Raw genomic sequence first — 20,591 nt, 5'->3', positions numbered from 1 at the left:
GTTTAGTGCTTAAGTGATTGATAACTATATGCAGTTTGTTTTCGGCCTAATTTTCTATTGGAATTACTTAATAGTGATAAAGATAATGCTAAAAGACAATAAACGACATAGTTATCTCCACCTTGAAGGAATGTAGCGGCCATTAGCATCATAAAGATTACAAGACTTAATTTATAATAATAATGCTTTTTTCCTTTCTTAATTGCTTTATATATTCCAATATAGAATAGCATAAATATTATAAACCCAATAAGACCTTCTGTTTGTAATATTTCAATGAATCCATTGTGAGCGAAAATAGCACTACCCTTATTACTTAACATCTTCTCTCTTGCTAACTCTTCACCTAAACCAAAAAAAATAGATATTACTCCTTCATCCCACCAGTTTTCAAGTGCATAGAAAGCTATCATAAATCGACCAGAACCTATATTTTCAACACTGATACTTGTAGATTCCTCTTGATATATATTTTTTTCCTGAAATCGCATTTGAATCCCTTCATTATTTTGATAGAATACAAATGCACTAAATCCGATGATGACTATGATTGGTGTTAATTTGATGTAGTAGATTAAACTTTTCTTTTGTAAAAACAATATTCCTAAGCCAACTAAAAACATTGCCCATCCTGTTCTAACGTATGTTTGGATAAGTGCAATAGTTCCAATACAAATTAGGATTATAAAAAAAATCTTTACTGATTTTTTTGTTTCTTGTTTAAGAAAGAAAAAAATAATTATTAAAGCAATGGAAAGAATTATTGAAGCAGAATGAGGTTTTTGAAAAACACCAATAAACCCATCTCCATCAATGCCATACTTGGATAAATCATATCCTGATTTTAAAGGTTTTATGAGTTTTAAAATAAATGGAATAGTTGATAATATGATATATGTTGAGAAAGTTTTAAGATAATAAATGGCTTTTTTATTACTTATAAATAAATGGAAATAATGAATTATTAATGGAAATACAACAAACCTAATCATTGAGTTTACAGTAATAATTATTGATGATAAGCCACTTATAGAAAAGAGCATTTTGAAAGTAAGAAGATAACCATACTTTAAATAGTTTGTATTATGAATTATCCGATATCCTTTTAACGTTCTAAGTGCCATAAATAGAAGAACAGGTGCTTTCCAAATTATGGCAAACTTAACTCCAGCAATTTCATATGTTTCAAAGTAAAGAATACAAAAAAATGTACTAAAAAAGAGTATATGATTTATTAACTTTAAAATAATCAAACTAGCTCTTTTTAAACTTTTTAATTATATCCAAAGAAATTTTAGATATTGAAAACTTTGATTGAATAAAATGCGCAGCATTTTCTCCTAATTCGATTTGCATCTTTTCATCTTTTATTAATTTTTTCAATCCAAGTGCTAAAGCATTAGTATCATTTACAATTAGCGAATTAATATTTTTTTTTGTAATATAATCATCTACCCCTTTCATCGATTTTACAACTGACGGTAAACCACACGCCATGGCTTCTAGTAAAACATTTGGCATACCCTCCATAACAGAGTTTAAGACAAATATATCTGATGCTTTAAGATATTTGTCAACTTCATTTGATTCTCCTAAGAATTTAATCCTATCATTTAATAATGAATTCCCATAATTATAGATTTCCTTCATTTCATTTTTGAGATAATACATATAATGATCCTTATCTGGATTAAAATTTCCAATAATTAAAAATTGAAAGTCAACTTCATTTTTTATACTATTTAACGCTTCAAACACTTCTCTGTATCCTTTTCTTTCAATTACATAACCTACACTAATAATATTAATCTTATTTTTAGGAAGACCTAATTCTTCTTTTAGCAATTGTTTTTTTTCCTCTGAAAGAGGAAAAAAAACTTCAGTATTAACACCTTGAGCACTTTCTAGAATTGGTATTTTACTTCCGTATTCATTTACAATGGATTCAGTCATTGCTGGAGACTGAGATATGTATCCTCCCATTTTACTTAAAATATGCTTCCTAAATTTATAAAGTCCTGGGCCAAATTTATTATTTAAGGTTGTAATATCATCTTTTCCAAACATAGTTGATCTAAAGACCACTTCATTATTCAATATCTTTCCTATTAAAATTAGAATAGTATACCCCTGTAGAGGACCAAAAATAATTGATAAATCTGAGATCTTTAAATGTTTTATAAAAGCAGGGAATATTGAGAAGTAAGAAAAGGCTTTTGTGATTTTATTTTTAGTATTTATTGGTATTCGATAGATTTCGATTCCACCGATTATTTCTTTTTTAGCATCCGACCCAAGATTAAAGCTAATTATTCGTACTTCGTGATTATGATCTTTTAAAGCTTTAGCCAAATTATAAGCATTTTGACCAGCCCCTGACTTGTAAGGTAATGTTATAGGACAAAATATTGAAATCTTTTTTAAACTCATTTTTCAACTTGTTTAGTGAATTGAATGATCTTATTTATATTTTCATTAATATTAAATGAAGTATCTATAACGATATAGTTTTCTAACTCTTCAATAATTTTTTTTAAAGTTTCATGTTGCACAAGGCTAACTTTCATAATTGTTGAAGTATCCATTTTAATCATTCTTTTTGGGACACCTCTTTCAAGAAGTCTTTTCAATTGTATTTCTAAATTTAAACTAACAAGTATTGGAGTAGTTTGACAATGACTAGAAGACCATTTGACAAACTTTTTAATACTTTTATCATTAGCTAATTTTTCTGAATATGCAAAGATACTTAGAGTTCGTTGTAAAATTAACTCATCCCATAATATTATGAAATTATGTTTTTTAGAAGATAATAAAGAACTCTTATAGTTGGACAAATTAAGTATAAGTCCTAAAATAGCTAAAACTTTATTTTTGTTTGAAACTTTAGATCGTTGCACTGAACAAATACTGATCCATAATACTGATCTAGCACTCCATATAGATTTAATGAATAGAACAGGGTTTGACAATAATAGTTTGGAAATTGACTTATAACGCTTTCTCCCTCTTATAAAGCTATCAGGGTATTTGTTAATAAGCTCATCCACTATTGTTGTTTTACCTGAAGCAGGAAGACCTACGAATTGAATATGCATAATTTTTTATTTACTTCATTATTTATTTTAGATATTGTCCTCTCTATTTTATCGTCATTTTCGATTAAAAATAATTCGGATTTATTTTTAACTAGGAATTCTTTTTGCGTTTTTATTTTTCTGGTAATATCAATTACCTCATTAGGAGCTAATTTTCTTCTTTTCTTCATATTCTCAATATCTGTGATTACAAGAAAAGAAATATCAGGTTTTTCTAGTCTATTTATTATTCTATTGATTTTTTTAATACGTTTATCAATTACTTTAAAAGGTGAATAAAACTTATGCAAATACAGCTCGTTTAAATTATTAGGAAAATCAAATAAACCAATAACTGGATATCGTTCAAATATAACTATCCATCCTCTGCTTTTTAGCTTATTTCCTTTTATAACTTTTTTACGTCTATCTTTTGCTTTACCTAATTCGAGTAAAGTAACTGAATTATAATAAAGTAGCCATGCTATAGAATATTTTTCTTTTAAAGGTGATAGAACTCTAACAAAGTAATAATTGAAATAGTATAACCTAGTTATAATTGAATAGGTTTTAGAATTACCACCTAAGTAAAACTTTCTACAAGATGTTTTTGCAGAATATTGTTTAAGTAATTTACTTGTAATAGTTGTTTTACCAGATCCGTCTGAACCAATAATAGAAAATGATGTTCCTATTCCGGTAAGTGTTTTATTTGAACTTTTATTAATACGCAGTCTAAATAGATTAAAACGGATCTTAAAATAATGATAAACTAATTTAAGTCCTCTTATCTCTTTATAATTGTTTAATTGTTTATTAACTTTTTTTCGATTAACAGCTGATTTCTTCCCTTCTAATGCTATATTTATTAAATTCTCTGCTGAGTTCTCTAGAATTGGTGCCACTTTGTGAATGAATTGAGATACCTTCTTTATGCTATAATTCGCAGAGAGTAATTTCAATCTTTTCACTTCACTTTCTTTAATTTCTTTTAAGAGCATAGTATTTTTTATGAATAGACGAATCGAAAGAAATGCAATCTCTCCCTCTATATCAACAACCTTTACATTCCTATCTAAAATAAAGTCTTCAAAAATAGATTCATCTAATCTAAAAGTATATTCTTTGGTATAATGATTCCCAGTTATTAGATCATAATATACATGTAAATGAAAGTACTTCCCATTTTCATATTTAATATAATGATTGATTTTCTCTATTCTTATAGAATCAACTACAATTAGAGGGATGAAACCATTTGTGAAAATTATTTTTTCAAAGTTTTGTTTTTGATTAAAATTTACTAAAAGATCTAATTCAGCATTTCCTTTAAAAAACTGTTCTACTTTTTCTGTGTCTTTCCAGATAAAATAGGAAACCTCTTCATCTTTTAAATGTTCAAATAATTTATCCATTTCTTGGATTTATTTTTTTAACTAATAATACTAAATTTCTTATGTCTTTTTTGTTTAACACAATCATTTCTATGTAAGTTGTTTTTGTGTCTCTTTTAAATTTGTTTAACATTATTATACCATACAAAAAATAGGATACGCTTGATGATATTGCCGCTCCGATGATGCCCATTGTAGGTATAGTGATTATACAAAGAATAATATTTGTTGATAAAGATACTATTGAGGTTTTGTAAAGCTCACTAGGTTTTCCAATAGCTTTAAAGTATGAATTAATACATGCAGTTGGAGATTTTGCTATTGCACCGATTATTAAAATTAACATTGGGATGTAAGCTTCAGCGAATGCATCTCCATATAATATTGTGATTATATACTTTCCAAACAATATAATTGTAATTAAAAAAAAGATAGAAAGTGTTGATGATATTTTAAAATACTCTTTTGTTATCTTAATTCGTTTATCAGGTAGACTTTTAACAAGCATAGGATATAATACTGTAGATATTGAAGTTTGAATAACAGTTTGAAATATTAATGTAATTGATATTGCTACAGAATAGATCCCTACTGCACTAATATTTATAATATAACCTATTAACAGAACATCAAATTTTGCTTCTGTAAAGTTCATTATACCAAAGAAATGAACCTTATAACTATATTTAAAAATTTGATTTACTTTTGTATCAGTGGTACTAGTAATTAACTTGTTTTTAACAGAATAGTATAATATTATATTTTGTATAATATTACTTAATAGATACCCCCATAGTAGAAGTTTTAAATCTGTTTTTAATATTAAAATTATAATTAAACCAATTAGAATTATAATTGGATCAAGTATCTGAATTAAATTAAATCTTTTAAAATTAAGAACTGCTTTTAATGAAAATTTTAGAATATTTCCTAAGAAAAGTGAAATCATCAATAATATTTGAGGAAATATGTAATATTCATAATTTACTAATAGATAATAGCTTGCGAAAAATGTGATTATTAGTAATATCGAAAATAATACTGTTATTTTTATTAAAAGTTTGTCAAAATTATTTTTTGATACTTTAGAATTACCTATAAAATATAAAAATCCTTCCCCAAGACTAAAGCCCGCATATAGGGATATCATTGTTGGAATTAAAATTAAAAGAGTAATTAATCCTTTACCTTCTGTACCATATACTCTACTAATAACTATTCCTATTATTAGAGCTATCAAAAGACTTAGAACTTTACTAAGTCCTGTTTTGAATATACTTTTTAACATTAAATTTTTATATAATATTTTTTGTGTAAATATTGATGATTTTTTAAAAATAAAAAGCTTATCAATTATTTATAGTAGTCTTTATACCACTTAACAAACTCCTTTATGCCTTTATTGATGTTGGTAGATGGTTTGTAATTATAATCCTTAAAAAGCGCACTTGTATCCGCCCATGTTTGTTCAACATCTCCTGGTTGCATGGGCATCATAATCCTTTCAGCTTCTTTTCCAGTAGCAACTTCAATTTCCTCTATGTAATTATTTAATTTAATAGGACTTCCATTTCCAATATTGTATAAATTGTAAAGACTTTTATTTGGATTTTTCTTTTCAATAGTATTTATTACACCCTTTACAATATCGTCGATGTATGTAAAATCTCGTGAAAGATTTCCTTCATTAAATACCTTAATAGGTTTGTCATTTAGAATAGCATCTGTAAATAAGAACATTGCCATATCAGGTCTTCCCCATGGTCCGTAGACAGTAAAAAATCTTAATCCAATTGTTTCAATTCCAAATAAATGGCTATACGTATGTGCCATTAATTCATTGCTCTTTTTAGTAGCAGCATACATACTAATCGGATTATCCACATTGTCATCAGTAGCGAATGGGGTTTTTTCGTTTAAACCATATACACTTGAGCTACTAGCATAAACTAGTTTACTAACTTTGTTACTACGTACACATTCTAATAGATTAGCAAAACCAACAATATTGCTTTCAACATACTTCATTGGTTTTTCAATGCTAAACCTAACACCTGCTTGTGCAGCCAGATTACAAACCACATCAAAACTATTTTCTTTAAAAAATACAGGTAAATTTTCTTGATCCTCCAAATTGATTTTAATAAACTGAAGTCTCTTACCATGTATATTACTTTGTACACTTTTGTTGTATTGGATTCCTTTTTCTGAAATACCTAACTCTTTTAATCGATCAAGTTTTAAATTGACATCATAATAATCATTTAGATTATCTAATCCAACAACGTCATGGCCTAGCTTTATTAGTTGTTCACACAAGTGATACCCGATAAAGCCTGCTGCTCCAGTTACTAATATTTTCATTATTTGTTTTGCGTTTTAGAAATTCCAATTGAAGAATAATCAAATCCAATTTTTGACATTAATTCTGCATCCAATAACTTTCGTCCATCAAATACAAAAGCTGGTTTCACTACTGAATCGTATATTTTCTTCCAATCATATTCAATAAATTCATCCCATTCAGTCAAAATAGCAATAGCATGAGCTTCTTCACTAGCTATATAAGGGTCTTTAACGACTTTGAGTAATCTTCTATTTTCTTCTGGACTTCTTGAACCTAAATAATCAAGGTCTTCATAAATTCTTTTCTCGCTTACTTTTGGATCATAAACAATTATTTCTGCTTGTTCATTCATTAAAGCATCAGCCACATAAATAGCCGCAGATTCACGGGTATCGTTGGTGTCTTTCTTAAAAGCCCAACCTAGGAAAGTTATTTTCTTTCCAGATACGGTATTATAAAGAGTACTTACTATATTATCGGCAAATCTTCTTTTTTGGTAATCATTCATAATAATTACTTGCTCCCAATAATCTGCAACTTCATTTAAACCATAAGTTTTTGCAATGTAAACTAAGTTGAGAATATCTTTTTGAAAACAAGAACCTCCAAAGCCAACAGAAGCTTTTAAGAATTTAGGACCAATTCTGCTGTCCATTCCAATTGCTCTGCTCACTTCACCAACATCAGCTCCAGTGACTTCACAAAGTTCTGATATAGCATTAATAGAGGATACTCTTTGGGCAAGGAATGCGTTGGCAACTAATTTTGAAAGTTCAGAAGACCAAACATTGGTGGTTAATATATTTTCTTTAGGAATCCATGTAGCATATATTTCAACTAAGGAATTCATAGCTATTGTACCTTCTTCACTTTCCTCACCACCAATTAAAACACGGTCTGGTGTCAGTAAATCTTGAACTGCTGTACCTTCTGCTAAGAACTCAGGATTCGATAAAATTTGAAATTTTACTCCGTTACCTGTATTGTCTAGAATATCTTTAATGGCTTGTGCCGTTCTTACAGGTAAAGTGGATTTTTCAACGACTATTTTATCTGTCGTTGCAACTTTAGCGATTTGTCTAGCACAAAGTTCTATATATTTTAAATCAGCCGCCATTCCTTTTCCTTTACCATAGGTTTTAGTTGGAGTGTTTACTGAGATAAAGATCATTTCTGCTTCATCAATCGCTTTTTCTACATCAGTACTAAAGAACAAGTTTCTTCCTCTTGCTTCATTAACGATTTCCTCTAATCCAGGTTCATATATAGGTAAATCACCCAAGTTTTCGTCATTCCATGAGTTAATTCGATCTTGATTGATATCAACAACTGTAACTTTTATGTTTGGATTCTTAAGTGCAAGAACTGACATTGTTGGTCCTCCAACGTAACCAGCTCCGATGCAGCAGATGTTTTTAATTTTCATTTTTTTTTAAAATTGTTGTGATGTGATCTTGTGATGAAGTGATGTTGTTATCTAGTTATAAAACGATGCTTTTAATTAGTTTAGAAAGCATTCTTCTGATATAAATTATTTTGTCAAAAATCACCTCTGTTTGAATTTCGTTTGGAATGTACTTTAAGCGGATTGCTATTTCGAATTGTGTCTCTAATTCTGAAAGGGAACCTAAACCTATGTATAAAAAACGGGCAAATTCTTTTTCTCCTTTTCTACCAGCTCCTTCAGCAATATTTGATGGTACGGAAACTGCACATCTTCTCATTTGACTAGTTAATCCATAAATTTCTTCTTTTGGGAAGTTTTTTGAGATGGAGTAAATGTCTTCAACGAGATCCATGCTTTCTTTCCAAACATTTAAATCTTTGTGGCTTTTGATGGTCAATTTTTTTCAGTTATATTGTGATGTTGTGATGTTGTGATGAAGTTATCTGGTTAGGTTGTTATGAAGTTATGTTGTTATGATTTGATGGAAATTTAATTTTAGAATTGTAGTTCCATCAAATCATAACTCCGTAACATGACAACCTCATAACATGATAACTCTTTTAAACCCTCCATTCTTCAACCTTATTCAACAATCCATTTGTAGATCCATCAAAAGCTTTAGCTTGTTTATGCTTTTTAATTGCGACTAATTTATCAGAAGCAAGTTCTTTCCCTAATTCAACTCCCCATTGATCGAAACTAAAAATATTCCAGATAATTCCTTGAACAAAAATTTTGTGTTCATAAACAGCAAGAAGACTCCCTAAATTATAAGGTGTAAGTTCTTTAACTAAAATCGAATTTGTTGGTTTATTTCCTTCGAATATTTTAAAAGGTATTTCATTTTTAGAATGTGTTCTTCCTTTCATCAATGCTTCTGTTTGTGCAAAAGCGTTACTTAATAATTTGTCTTGATGATCTTGCAAACCATTTTGAGAATTGATTGGAATGATAAAGTCACATGGAATAAACTGTGTTCCTTGATGTAAGAGTTGATGAAAAGAATGTTGTCCATTTGTTCCTACTTCTCCCCAAATTACAACTCCTGTTTGGTAATTTATGGGTGAACCATTTCTGTCTGTGCTTTTACCATTACTTTCCATCGCACCTTGTTGTAAATAGGCTTTGAATTTTGATAGATGATGATAGTAGGGGAGGACAGCCTCACTGTTTGCATTGAAAAAGTTAATGTACCAAATACTCAACATCCCCATGATAACTGGAATACTCTTCTCTAGTTTTTCATTTTTAAAATGTTTATCAACAGCATTTGCACCTTTTAAAAGTTCTTCAAACTGCTCATAACCGATTGTTAAAGCAATAGAAATGCCCATAGAACCCCAAAGACTAAATCTTCCACAAACCCAATCCCATATTTCAAAAATATTTTCATCTGGAATCCCAAATTTATTGGCCGCCTCTTTATTTCCTGTAATCGCTATAAAGTGATTTTCAATAAAAGACTCTTCATGACATTCTTCGAGAAATAATTCTTTAATTGTAGTGGCATTGGTCATTGTTTCTTGCGTTGTAAAAGTCTTAGAAGCCACAATAAAAAGTGTTTCTTCAAAATCAATTTCTTCTAACGCTTCTAAAAGATTGGCACCATCTATATTGCTTATGAAAAGAGGTTTCATGTCTTCCTCCCAAAAAGGCTGTAGCGCTTCTGTAACCATTGCCGCACCTAAATCACTTCCGCCAACACCTATATTAACAATGGTCTTGATCTTTTTCCCAGTAAAACCAGTCCATTTCTCAGAATGAATTTCTTCACAAATTGCTTTTATTCTATTTCTTTCGTGTTCAACTAGTGGAGTAATATTCTCCCCATTCACAAGAACAGGTTCATTCGAAAAATTACGTAACGCAGTATGTAAAACCGCTCGATCTTCAGTTTCATTGATGTTTTCTCCATTAAACATCGCAGAAATAGCTTCTGATAGTTGACATTCTTCAGCTAGCTCCATCAATAATTCCATCGTTTTCTCGGTGATAATATTCTTAGAGAAATCAAATAGAAAATCCTCGAACTCAAAAGAGAACTTTTCAAAGCGATTTGTATCATTTTCAAAAAGCTCATTCATGTGAATCGAACCGTGCGTTAGATAATGCGCTTTAAGCTTTTTCCAAGCTTTGGTTTGAGTAGGGTTAATTTTAGGGAACATGTTTTTAAGTAGGGTGTTCGGGGGGTAAATTTGTTTTTTCGGTTATTCGTTAGAAAGTAAATTTGTTTGCATTGCGTCTCGCTCACAAATTCCCGTTATATTTAATTTAATCGTTTTTTTTCTGTTAATTCGTTTATGACAAAGTTTGATAATCCTTGACCAAACAAATTGACTGTTATACAAATAAACAAACTCACGATTTTACAAATTTATCCATTTATCACAATCGAAAAGTCTTGATCAGCGGCTTCCTTAGGATTATAACCAGCTATTTCCTCTTTTTTATACTCAATAATCGGCAAATATAATTTATCACTTGTTCCGTTCGAACCGTTTTTAATTTGATCCAAAGTCTTCATTTCAGCGATAGTTTTATCAAAAACTTTTACACTAATTCCACTTCTATGTAATCCATTGTTGAGTTTCTTAATAATTACACCATCACTACAAAAAGTCATTTGACTTGAAATTGATGGATGAATTATGTTAGATGTGTTATTAAGATTGTGTTTGTTAACTTTTTCTTTAAGTAGTGCTTGGTACTCTTCTTCCAAAGCGATCCACTGGTTTTTTAAATTTGTATTCATGATTTTGGTTTTTTGGTTGTTGATTTGGTTATTCGTTGTTTTTAGATTTCTTTATTCGCTTAACTTTTATAGATGCTCCCCTTAATCCCTCCGGATTTTAACTTAGTACTTTTTCTTTTAGATTAATTATTTGAGTTATATCTTCTTTTCTCTTTACCGCAGGTGAACCCTTCTTTCTTTGCGATCCCGACAACTGTACGGGATTGCGTCTCCTTTGTGCCCTCTGCGGTAATTTTTAGATGCCACCGGCATCCTATTTCAAATTATCCCAGTACCATTGAACAGACTCAGAAACCCCACTTTCAATGACATGAGTAGGATTATAACCCAGTAATTCCTTAGCTTTATCCACAGCCGCCAAAGAATGAGGAATATCTCCTTTTCTATTCGGACCATGCTTAATCTCTACTTTAGAAATCTCACTATCAAAATTAGCCAAATGTTTTTTTAATAATTCAGTTAATTCCAATAGAGTAGTGCGGTCACCTACAGCGGTATTGTAGACTTGGTTTAATGCAGATTTATTTTCTGTCGTCATTGCCAATAAATTCATCTGCAATACATTGTCTATGTATGTGAAATCGCGTGAATAAGTTCCATCACCATTTAAAGTTGGACTTTCGTGATCCATAAATTGTTTCACGAATAAAGGAATAACAGCAGCATAAGCCCCATTTGGATCTTGACGTCTTCCGAAAACATTGAAATAACGTAATCCGATTGTATTTAATCCATAAGTTACAAAGAAATTATCAGCGTATAATTCATTCACATATTTTGTAATTGCGTACGGAGATAATGGTTTACCAATAATATGCTCAACTTTCGGTAAGTTTTCAGAATCACCATAAGTAGAACTACTCGCAGCATAAATAAAACGTTTGACATTAGCATCTCTTGCAGCAACTAACATATTTAAAAAGCCGCTAACATTTATTTCATTTGTTTTAATAGGATCCTTAATAGAACGTGGAACTGATCCCAGGGCAGCTTGATGCAGTACAAAATCCATTTTTTCACAAGCTTTATGACAAGTTTCTAAATCACGAATATCACCTTCAATTAAAGTAAAGTTTGAATTTTCTAGAAAGGTTTTAATATTTTGTTTGTTTCCGGTAGAAAAATCGTCCAAGCAAGTAACTACCGCTCCAATTTCTAATAAAACTTCACAAAGATTAGAACCTATGAAACCAGCGCCTCCTGTTACTAGGATGTTTTTGTTTTTTAAGCTTGTGAATTGTTCTGTATTCATTTTTTTTAATATGATTTTGAAAAGGTGTTTAGCGTCCTCCCCCTGCCCCCTAAAAAGGGAAATGTAAGAATACCTCTGTTCTTTAAATTTTGATTTAATAAGCTAAGTTAAAAAAAGAGATACATATTATTAATAGGTGTCAGGTATTTTGATTTCGTCTCCCTCTTTGGAGAGCCTGTCCCGAAATAATCGGGAGGGGTAGGGGGAGGATTTTCTAACTCCTCTATTACTCCCTCTATTTTTCAATATTCAATACTTTCTCTCCTTTTCCCTACCGAAGGCACCTTCTCCCTGGAAATTGGTGGCTGAGCGGAGCCGAAGCCCCAATTTTCCGCGGCTTCGCCCTCATCAGTCACATTGTTATTTACAACATGTTGATTATAAGTATTCAATAAATATAGTTCGACAATTGGTGCTTGTATAATTTGATTTCTGTGTATACGGACGGTTTACAAACCGTCCCTACAACATTATCAAATTAATCATTCCAATCATGTCAAATAACCACTCTGCGAATTATCAATTTTAATTGACAATTAAAAACCGCCCGAGTCAAATAACCACCCAGCTAACCACCCAGCGAATTATCAATTATCAATTATCCATTGTCAATTGATCCCCCGCGTTAATAATTAAACCTTAATAATTAACCATTAAAAATTTAGGATATGTTGTTAAATTTTGATTTTAACGACGTAACCTAAATTTTTGAGTACCACCCAACATTGATTCCCCGAGATCTTCTTCACCACCCCTTTTTTGACTTCACTTCCCAAGTTGGTAATATCAATTTCACTACCTTCTTTGAGTTGTTCCACCGAAATAATGTTAGCTTGGTTTTCACTCATTTCTTTCAATACATCAATTTCTTGCTCACTTACTTGGGCGGGTTTCCCCATCCAAAAAAGATAGCGCAATGCTCCAGGAACTTCGAAAACGATATCACGTTCTTTGTCCTCTAAATTTACCAATATCATCGATGGAAGTAATGGAGTTTCGACCTTTTTTACTCGGTCACTCCATTGACGGCGTTCGATTCTGGTGGGGCAATATGCATTTACGTCTAATTGCAGTAAGCGGGATTCCACTTTCTTTTCACTTTTAGGTTTCGTTAAGAGCACATACCAAGGCATTGCATTATCATTTAAGTTTGCGAATTTAAACAATTTTATTAGAAGGTTGTAGCTTTAAAGGCTAAAAATAGGAGAGATGATTCTTTTTTGAAGAAATTCTATGGTTGGTTACAGTTGTAAGTTGTTGTATGTGAGTTTTCTATTGTAGAATTGAGACAGAGCAATTTCTCTAAATTAGAGTTTTTCTAAGGTTCGGTTCCTCGTTACTTTTATCCAAAAACAGAAAATTTCTATTAACTTTCATGAGTCTAATTTCTTTTACAATTCGTCACCTTCAACAAGCTCGGTCGCCGAAGAGTAATCCGTTGACTGAGCCTGAGGTTCCTGAGCTTGCCGAATGGATCGAAGGCAGTGTTTATCAGGGTTATACTTCTATGAATTCGTCACCATCGACGCGCTCAGTCGCTAGGGTTTTAAACTTTCGGGACTGAGTAAGTTTAATGATTTCGTAAAGATCCTTCGCAAAGCTTCAAAAACAAATTTTTGAACTTTACTCCAGGATGACGAGGTTTGTATGTGGGGAATTGAAAAACCCCACGGAGCACGTCATCCTGAAAATCGCTAAAGTCCGTGACTTTACGATTGAAGGATCTTTACGGAGTGGAGATGTGGGTTGATAGCCTACAAACAGTAAGTTTTATTTACAAAATCAGCACCTTAAAAGAACATCAGTAAACTGAGTAAGCTTTATGACTTCTTACAGATATTGAAGCTTTACTTTTCAATTTCGTAAACCCTAATTCGTAATTCCCAATTAACAATTCGTAATTATTCAAAAAGAGTTTTTGGTTATTTTAGGATAAAATGTCCAAAAACTCTGTTTGAATTCGTCACCTTGGAAGCGCCAATTACCAAAGAGTAATCCGTTGACTGAGCCTGTCGAAGGCAATGCTTCATCAGGGCAATATCTCTTCGAACTCGTCACCTTCGGCAAGCTCAGTCGCCGGTGATAAAGCTTCGTTGACTAGCTTGTCGAAGGCAGCCTAGATCAGGGCAATCTCTCTTCGAATTCGTAATTTATAATTCGTAATTCGTAATTATTCAAAAAGAGTTTTTGGTTATTTTAGGATAAAATGTCCAAAAACTCTGTTTGAATAGCTTCCCCCTTATTACCATTGTACCAATTTTGCAATTCTATCTTTTGTTTTTCGAAGTCAGCATTTTCTTCTTTAAGTTTTGTAAAAAGGACCTGACATTCTTCTGGGCGAGGTCCCCAAGTATGTAAATCTTTATTGTTTTCATCTCTGATCACTAATTTAGGAATAGCTTTCCCGCCATTTGTTAGGTAATCATCAATCATAAAAGGTTCGGTATCTCTCCAAACGATTTTCAAGGTAATATTTGGATTGATTTCCGACATCATATAAATGAAAGGAGCATTATGCGCTGCGTCACCACACCAAGGTTCAGTAATTAAATACCACGTTTGTTTTTGGTCTATTGCTTTAATTGCCTTTGTTAATTCTTTATTGATTTTCGCCGTTTTCAACCAACGTTTTTGTCTACTGCGATTCAATTTAAAATAATCCAAATACATCGGGTCATTATAGGGTGGTTGAGGTGTCTCTTGTGCTAAGACTTCTTCAAATTTCGCAAGATATCCTTCCCAGTCTGTTATATTATTCATTTTATGTTTTTTTTCTGTGATATTAATGAATGTGAATGGATAATACAATTTGGATAGGGAAAAGTTTACAATATTCACAGATGTCAAGAAAATCTGAAGCCAGAGTAAACTCCAAGACTTCGTAAAGATCCTTCGCAAAGCTTCAAAAACAAATTTTTAAACTTTACTTCAGGATGACGAGGTTTGTATGTGGGGAGTTGAAAAATGGGAAATAAAAAGTTGATGCGCTACATCAATTTTTTATTTCCCATTTTTCACTTTAAAACCCCACGGATCGCGTCATCCTGAAAATTGCTAAAGTCCTTGACTTTACGATTGAAGGATCTATACGGAGTGAAGATGTGAGTTTAAAACAGACCAGATTACAGTAAGTCTGATCTATAAACCCAGCGCCTGAAAATAATACAGTAGACTAGAAACACTTCGCCAATACAAAATAGATGCCTTGACGCCAAAATCAACGAGTTTATGAAGAATTGCTTTGAGAAAGCAAATCAGCAAACCAGAGTAAACTCCAAGGCTTCGTATAGATCCTTTAATTCGTAATTGTTAATTCCCAATTCGTAATTAACTCTTCTCTGTGTACCTCCGTGAAAACCCTCACATTCGACTAGCTCAGTGCAACGCCGTGCGCTCTGTATCAAATCAAGTGGCACAGCCGCTACCACCCTTAAAATTTTCTTCTTTCTTTCTCTGTTACCTCTTCACCATCGGTGACCCCTTCTTTGCGCCCCTCTGCGAAAACCTCAGCTAACTCCGCGGTAAAAGAAAAAAGTGGCACAGCCGCCCCATCCAACCCCCTGAACCAAACAATTTTTCATTTATAATTTTTAATTTTTCATTGCTTCTTCACCACATCCAAAACAAAAGTGCTCTTAATCTGATTCACGTTATTCAGCGCAGCCAACTTCCGACAAGCTCAGTGCAACGCCGTGCGCTCTGTATCAAATCAAGTGGCACAGCCGCTCCCACCCTTAAAATTTTCTTCTTTTTTCTCTGTTACCTCTCTTCACCGCCGGTGGACCTTTCTTTGCGCCCCTTTGCGAAAACCTCCGCTAACTCCGCGGTAAAAGAAAAAAGTGGCACAGCCGCCCCATCCACCCCCCCGAACCAAACAATTTTTCATTTATAATTTATAATTTTTCATTGCTTTTTAACCACATCCAACACAAAAGTGCTCTTAATCTGATTCACATTCTCCAGCGCAGCCAACTTCCGACAAGCTCAGTGCAACGCCTTGCGCTCTGCATTAAATCAAGTGGCACAGCCGCTCCCACCCTTAAAATTTTCTTCTTTCTTTCTCTGTTACCTCTTCACCACCGGTGGGCCTTTCTTTGCGACCCTCCGCGAAAACCTCCGCTAACTCCGCGGTAAAAGAAAAAAGTGGCACAGCCGCCCCATCCAACCCCCTGAACCAAACAATTTTTTATTTTTCATTTATAATTTTTCATTGCTTTTTAACCACATCCAAAACAAAAGTGCTCTTAATCTGATTAACATTCTCCAGCGCAGCCAACTTCCCCGAAGAAAACTGATGATAAGCATCCAAATCTTTCACCATAACTTTCAACAAGAAATCATTCGCTCCACCCATTAAATAACATTCCAAAACCTCCGGCAATTTTCTAATCTCCTCTTTGAAAATTTCAATTTCCTTTAATTTCTGAACATCCAATGAAACCGAACAAAAAACATACATTCCATTGTTCAACTTTCTATTATCGATGACAGCAACATATTTTTCAATCACACCCGATTTTTCCAATTTTTTGATGCGATTATGCACCGGCGTCGTCGTAATCCCCACCAAATTCGCAATTTCCTTAATACTTAACTTCGCATCCCTCTTCAACAATGCAATAATTTCCCTGTCTAATTCGTCTATTTCGTACATATTTTTTTAATTCTTAATTGAATATTAATTATTTGGAGCCTTAATCCGTCTACATTTTCTAGTGGGTTCCGCCTTTTATGATTTTGCTAAGCGCTACAGGAGCATTCCGTTGGTCGCTCTGCATCACCAAGCAAAATTCATAAATGCGTTCACCCAGCTATTCATTTCCGCCGGGGCTTAACACGATGCGATGTAATAACAGTATTGAGTCTCGAGTAATGAGTCTTGAGGCGAAATCAATAAGCATTTCCATCCCCTCCCTAAACTTGCTCCTTAAACTTGCTCCGCTGCTCCCGATGACTATGCGAGATGCACAACTGCGGTCTTTTTTCTCTTCTCCGCACCCTTTGCCTTCTCCCTGCCCTCTGCGGTCAAAACCCTCTGCGAATCTCTGCCCCTCCGCGTATCTCTGCGTAATTCTTTCTTTTCTCCGCACCCTTCCAGTTTAAACCCTCTCCCTTTTTTTTTCCTCCGTGCATCTCTGTGAAAACCCTCCTTTACCCTCTGTGAAACAACCAAGTGCCACAGGCGCTCCCCGCAAACCTATTTCCTCCGCGCCCTTCCTTGTTAAAACCCTCTGCGAATCTCTGCCCCTCCGCGCAACTCTGCGTAATTCTTTCTTTTCTCCGCACCCTTCCAGTTTAAACCCTCCCCTTTTTTTTTCCTCCGTGCATCTCTGTGAAAATCCTCCTTTACCCTCTGTGAAACAACCAAGTGCCGCAGGCGCTCTCCGCGAAATCTCCGCGCCCTCTGCGGTTAAAACCCTCTGCGCAACTCTGCCCCTCCGCGTATCTCTGCGTAATTCTTTCTTTTCTCTGCGCAACTCTGCCCCTCCGCGCCACTCTGCGTAATTCTTTTGTTCCTCCGTGCCCTTCTTAGTTAAAACCCTTCCCTGTTAATCATTTAAAACAGAAAACCATCCCTTTTCCACAACAATCCTTCACCTATAAAAGAATAAAAACACCCAAATTAATAACTTTGAAGAACGTTTTTCCTATTATTCTATAAATATAGAAATATAACATCAATATCTTAACTTTGTAAAGAACAAAAATCAATGTAATGAAAAAGAATTTCAAGCCAGAAAGTTTAATGATGAGCCACGGATACAAACCTGAATTATCAGAAGGTTCGATCAAATGTCCAATTTTCCAAACATCAACATTTGTATTTAAAACAGCTGAAGAAGGAAAAGCATTTTTTGAATTGGCTTATGGTTTACGTCCAAAAGATGAGGGCGAAGAATTAGGATTGATTTACAGCCGAATCAATAATCCAAATTTAGAGATCTTAGAAAATCGTTTGTCATTATGGGATAAAGCCGATGATAGTGCAGTTTTCGAAAGTGGAATGTCGGCCATAAGTACAGTTTTATTAGAATTCTTGAAGCCTGGTGATTTACTACTATATAGTTCGCCAACTTATGGAGGAACAGATCATTTTATACATGATTTCTTACCGAAAATTGGAGTAGATTCAGTGGCTTTTCACGCAGATGATTCTGAAGAACAGATCGAAGCAATTATTAAAGCGACTGGAAAAGCAGATCGTTTGGGAATGATTTACATTGAGACACCTGCCAATCCAACGAATTCTATTATTGACATAGAAATGTGTAACCGTATTGCGGCAAATCACAAAAATGGAGAAGGTAAAACTTATGTTTGTGTAGACAATACGTACATGGGACCAGTTTGGTCAAAGCCATTAGAAATTGGAGCTGATTTAGTTGTTTATTCTGCAACGAAATTCATCGGTGGTCACAGTGATTTAATTGCTGGAGCTGTAATGGGGAATTCAGAATTGATGATTCGTGTGAAAACATTAAGAACTTTCTTGGGGAATATGGTGAGTCCACATACTGCATGGTTAATGCTAAGAAGTTTGGAAACATTGAAAATCCGAATGGAAAAGCAATCAGAAAATGCTCAAAAAGTGGCGAATTTCTTAAATACACACGATAAAGTAGAAAAAGTTCATTATTTAGGATTGATAGGAGAAGATTCACCTTATTATGAATTGTATAAACGTCAATACAACGCTCCAGGAGCAATGATTTCATTCAACATCAAAGGCGGAGAAAAAGAAGCATTCAAATTCTTAAATGCACTTGAGTTAATTCAATTGGCCGTAAGTTTAGGAAGTACAGAAAGTTTAGCACAACACCCACAAACAATGACACACTGCGCAATCGAGCCAAAAGCCAGAGAACGCATGGGAGTAACAGCAAATTTAGTTCGTATTTCGATAGGAGTGGAGGATGCTGGCGATATAATCTCAGATGTAGAGCAAGCATTAAACAAAGTTTAATACTTGAGTATTGAGGGAGAGTTTAGAGGCGAAATTAATTGGTGTTTTCCTCCTTAATCGCTTGCGATTAAGCATAAGAATGGTACGGACGGTTTGCAAACCGTCCGCTCCCTGCTAGTTGAAATTTCAAAATTTAAGGAGAAATGAAATCGCTTTTTAAAAGAGAGATTTGTCTTCGCTTTATGGATTTTTTGCTTTTAGGATTGAGCGTTAGAGGATGGTTTACAAACCATCCGTACCATGCTCGGGGAAATTTCATTTATGAAATTTAGGGAAAAGAAAATCCATGAATCAAATATGAGAATCATTCTTTGCCTCCTTAATCGCTCGCGATTAAGCATAAGATTGGTACGGTCGGTTTGTAAACCGTCCGCTCCCTGCTAGTTGAAATTTCAAAATTTAAGGAGAAATGAAATCGCTTTTAAAAAGAGAGATTAGGCTTCGCTTTATGGAGTTTTTGCTTTTAGGAATGAGCGTTAGAGGATGGTTTACAAACCATCCGTACCATGCTCGGGGAAATTTCATATATAAAATTTAGGGAAAAGAAAATCCATGAATCAAATATGAGAATCATTATTTGCCTCCTTAATCGCTTTTGATTAAGCATAAGAATGGTACGGACGGTTTGTAAACCTTCCGCTCTCTGCTAGTTGAAATTTCAAAATTTAAGGAGAAAGGAAATAGCTTTTAAAAAAAAGAGAGAGTTGGCTTCGCTTTATGGAGTTTTTGCTTTTAGGAATGAGCGTTAGAGGATGGTTTACAAACCATCCGTAACATGTTCATGAAATTTCATATCTGAAATTTAGGGGAAAAGAAAATCCATGAATCAAATATGAGAATCATTCTTTGCCTCCTTAATCGCTTGCGATTAAGCATAAGAATGGTACGGACGGTTTGCAAACCGTCCGCTCCATGCCAGTTGAAATTTTAAAATTTAAGGAGAAATGAAATCGCTTTTAAAAGAAGAGAGATTTGGCTTCGCTTTATGAAGTTTTTGCTTTTAGGAATGAGCATTAGAGGATGGTTTACAAACCATCCGTACCATGTTCATGAAATTTCATATCTGAAATTTAGGGAAAAGGAAATCCATGAATCAAATATGAGAATCATTATTTGCCTCCTTAATCGCTTGCGATTAAGCATAAGAATGGAGCGGACGGTTTGCAAACCGTCCGCTCCATGCCAGTTGAAATTTCAAAATTTAAGTAGAAAAGAAATCGCTTTTTAAAAGAGAGATTTGGCTTCGCTTTATGGAGTTTTTGCTTTTAGGAATGAGCGTTAGTGGATGGTTTGCAAACCATCCGTACCATGTTCATGAAATTTCATTTATGAAATTTAGTGGAAAAGGTTTCTCTCTC

15 protein-coding genes are annotated in these 20,591 nt (G+C 33.3%); 1 reads left to right on the top strand and 14 read right to left on the bottom strand.

Going from position 1 to position 20,591, the window contains the following annotated elements:
• Positions 1–2: 2 nt before the first annotated feature.
• The 14 genes from ERX46_RS11020 to ERX46_RS10955 form a co-directional block, all read right to left on the bottom strand.
• The gene (locus tag ERX46_RS11020; RefSeq protein WP_130093924.1) at positions 3–1,253 is read right to left on the bottom strand and encodes an O-antigen ligase family protein; all 1,251 of its coding nucleotides are present in this window, start codon (positions 1,251–1,253) and stop codon (positions 3–5) included.
• A 1-nt stretch (position 1,254) separates the two neighbouring features.
• Entirely contained in the window at positions 1,255–2,430 is a 1,176-nt protein-coding gene (locus ERX46_RS11015; RefSeq protein WP_130093923.1) for a glycosyltransferase family 4 protein, read from the bottom strand.
• Positions 2,427–3,098 carry a hypothetical protein gene (locus ERX46_RS11010; protein WP_130093922.1) on the bottom strand — a complete coding sequence of 224 codons (672 nt, stop codon included), beginning with the start codon at positions 3,096–3,098 and terminating at the stop codon, positions 2,427–2,429. The genes ERX46_RS11015 and ERX46_RS11010 overlap by 4 nt, the downstream gene beginning before the upstream one ends.
• Positions 3,080–4,492: a nucleoside/nucleotide kinase family protein gene (locus ERX46_RS11005; RefSeq protein ID WP_130093921.1), complete on the bottom strand. Its 1,413-nt coding sequence runs from the start codon at positions 4,490–4,492 to the stop codon at positions 3,080–3,082. Before ERX46_RS11005 ends, ERX46_RS11010 begins: the two co-directional genes overlap by 19 nt.
• The gene (locus ERX46_RS11000; RefSeq protein ID WP_130093920.1) at positions 4,485–5,759 is read right to left on the bottom strand and encodes an oligosaccharide flippase family protein; all 1,275 of its coding nucleotides are present in this window, start codon (positions 5,757–5,759) and stop codon (positions 4,485–4,487) included. Before ERX46_RS11000 ends, ERX46_RS11005 begins: the two co-directional genes overlap by 8 nt.
• Positions 5,760–5,824: 65 nt before the next feature.
• Positions 5,825–6,835, bottom strand: coding sequence for an NAD-dependent epimerase/dehydratase family protein (locus ERX46_RS10995; RefSeq protein ID WP_130093919.1), 1,011 nt, complete (start codon positions 6,833–6,835; stop codon positions 5,825–5,827).
• A complete protein-coding gene (locus ERX46_RS10990) occupies positions 6,835–8,244 on the bottom strand; it encodes a nucleotide sugar dehydrogenase (RefSeq protein ID WP_130093918.1) in 1,410 nt (469 codons plus the stop codon). Before ERX46_RS10990 ends, ERX46_RS10995 begins: the two co-directional genes overlap by 1 nt.
• A 55-nt stretch (positions 8,245–8,299) precedes the next feature.
• The gene (locus tag ERX46_RS10985) at positions 8,300–8,656 is read right to left on the bottom strand and encodes a four helix bundle protein (protein ID WP_207214163.1); all 357 of its coding nucleotides are present in this window, start codon (positions 8,654–8,656) and stop codon (positions 8,300–8,302) included.
• A 169-nt stretch (positions 8,657–8,825) separates the two neighbouring features.
• On the bottom strand, positions 8,826–10,430 hold the full coding sequence (pgi, locus tag ERX46_RS10980; RefSeq protein WP_130093916.1) for a glucose-6-phosphate isomerase: 1,605 nt from the start codon (positions 10,428–10,430) through the stop codon (positions 8,826–8,828).
• A 209-nt stretch (positions 10,431–10,639) separates the two neighbouring features.
• Positions 10,640–11,017, bottom strand: a complete 378-nt coding sequence (locus ERX46_RS10975) for a hypothetical protein (RefSeq protein ID WP_130093915.1) — start codon at positions 11,015–11,017, stop codon at positions 10,640–10,642.
• 253 nt (positions 11,018–11,270) lie between these two features.
• Positions 11,271–12,269 carry an SDR family oxidoreductase gene (locus ERX46_RS10970; RefSeq protein WP_130093914.1) on the bottom strand — a complete coding sequence of 333 codons (999 nt, stop codon included), beginning with the start codon at positions 12,267–12,269 and terminating at the stop codon, positions 11,271–11,273.
• A gap of 674 nt (positions 12,270–12,943) precedes the next feature.
• Positions 12,944–13,435 carry a UpxY family transcription antiterminator gene (locus tag ERX46_RS10965; protein ID WP_242494567.1) on the bottom strand — a complete coding sequence of 164 codons (492 nt, stop codon included), beginning with the start codon at positions 13,433–13,435 and terminating at the stop codon, positions 12,944–12,946.
• 1,030 nt (positions 13,436–14,465) lie between these two features.
• Positions 14,466–15,029, bottom strand: coding sequence for a thioredoxin family protein (locus ERX46_RS10960; protein ID WP_130093913.1), 564 nt, complete (start codon positions 15,027–15,029; stop codon positions 14,466–14,468).
• Between the two features lie 1,447 nt (positions 15,030–16,476).
• The gene (locus ERX46_RS10955) at positions 16,477–16,923 is read right to left on the bottom strand and encodes an Lrp/AsnC family transcriptional regulator (RefSeq protein WP_130093912.1); all 447 of its coding nucleotides are present in this window, start codon (positions 16,921–16,923) and stop codon (positions 16,477–16,479) included.
• A 1,062-nt stretch (positions 16,924–17,985) separates the two neighbouring features.
• Between ERX46_RS10955 and ERX46_RS10950 the strand changes: the two genes are divergently transcribed.
• A complete protein-coding gene (locus tag ERX46_RS10950; protein WP_130093911.1) occupies positions 17,986–19,233 on the top strand; it encodes a cystathionine gamma-synthase family protein in 1,248 nt (415 codons plus the stop codon).
• Positions 19,234–20,591 lie beyond the last annotated feature (1,358 nt).

The sequence above is a fragment of the Brumimicrobium glaciale genome, from assembly GCF_004152935.1.
Lineage (GTDB): Bacteria > Bacteroidota > Bacteroidia > Flavobacteriales_D > Crocinitomicaceae > Brumimicrobium > Brumimicrobium glaciale.
The sequence above is the reverse complement of the archived record's forward strand: the minus strand, read 5'-3'. Positions and strand labels throughout refer to the sequence as shown.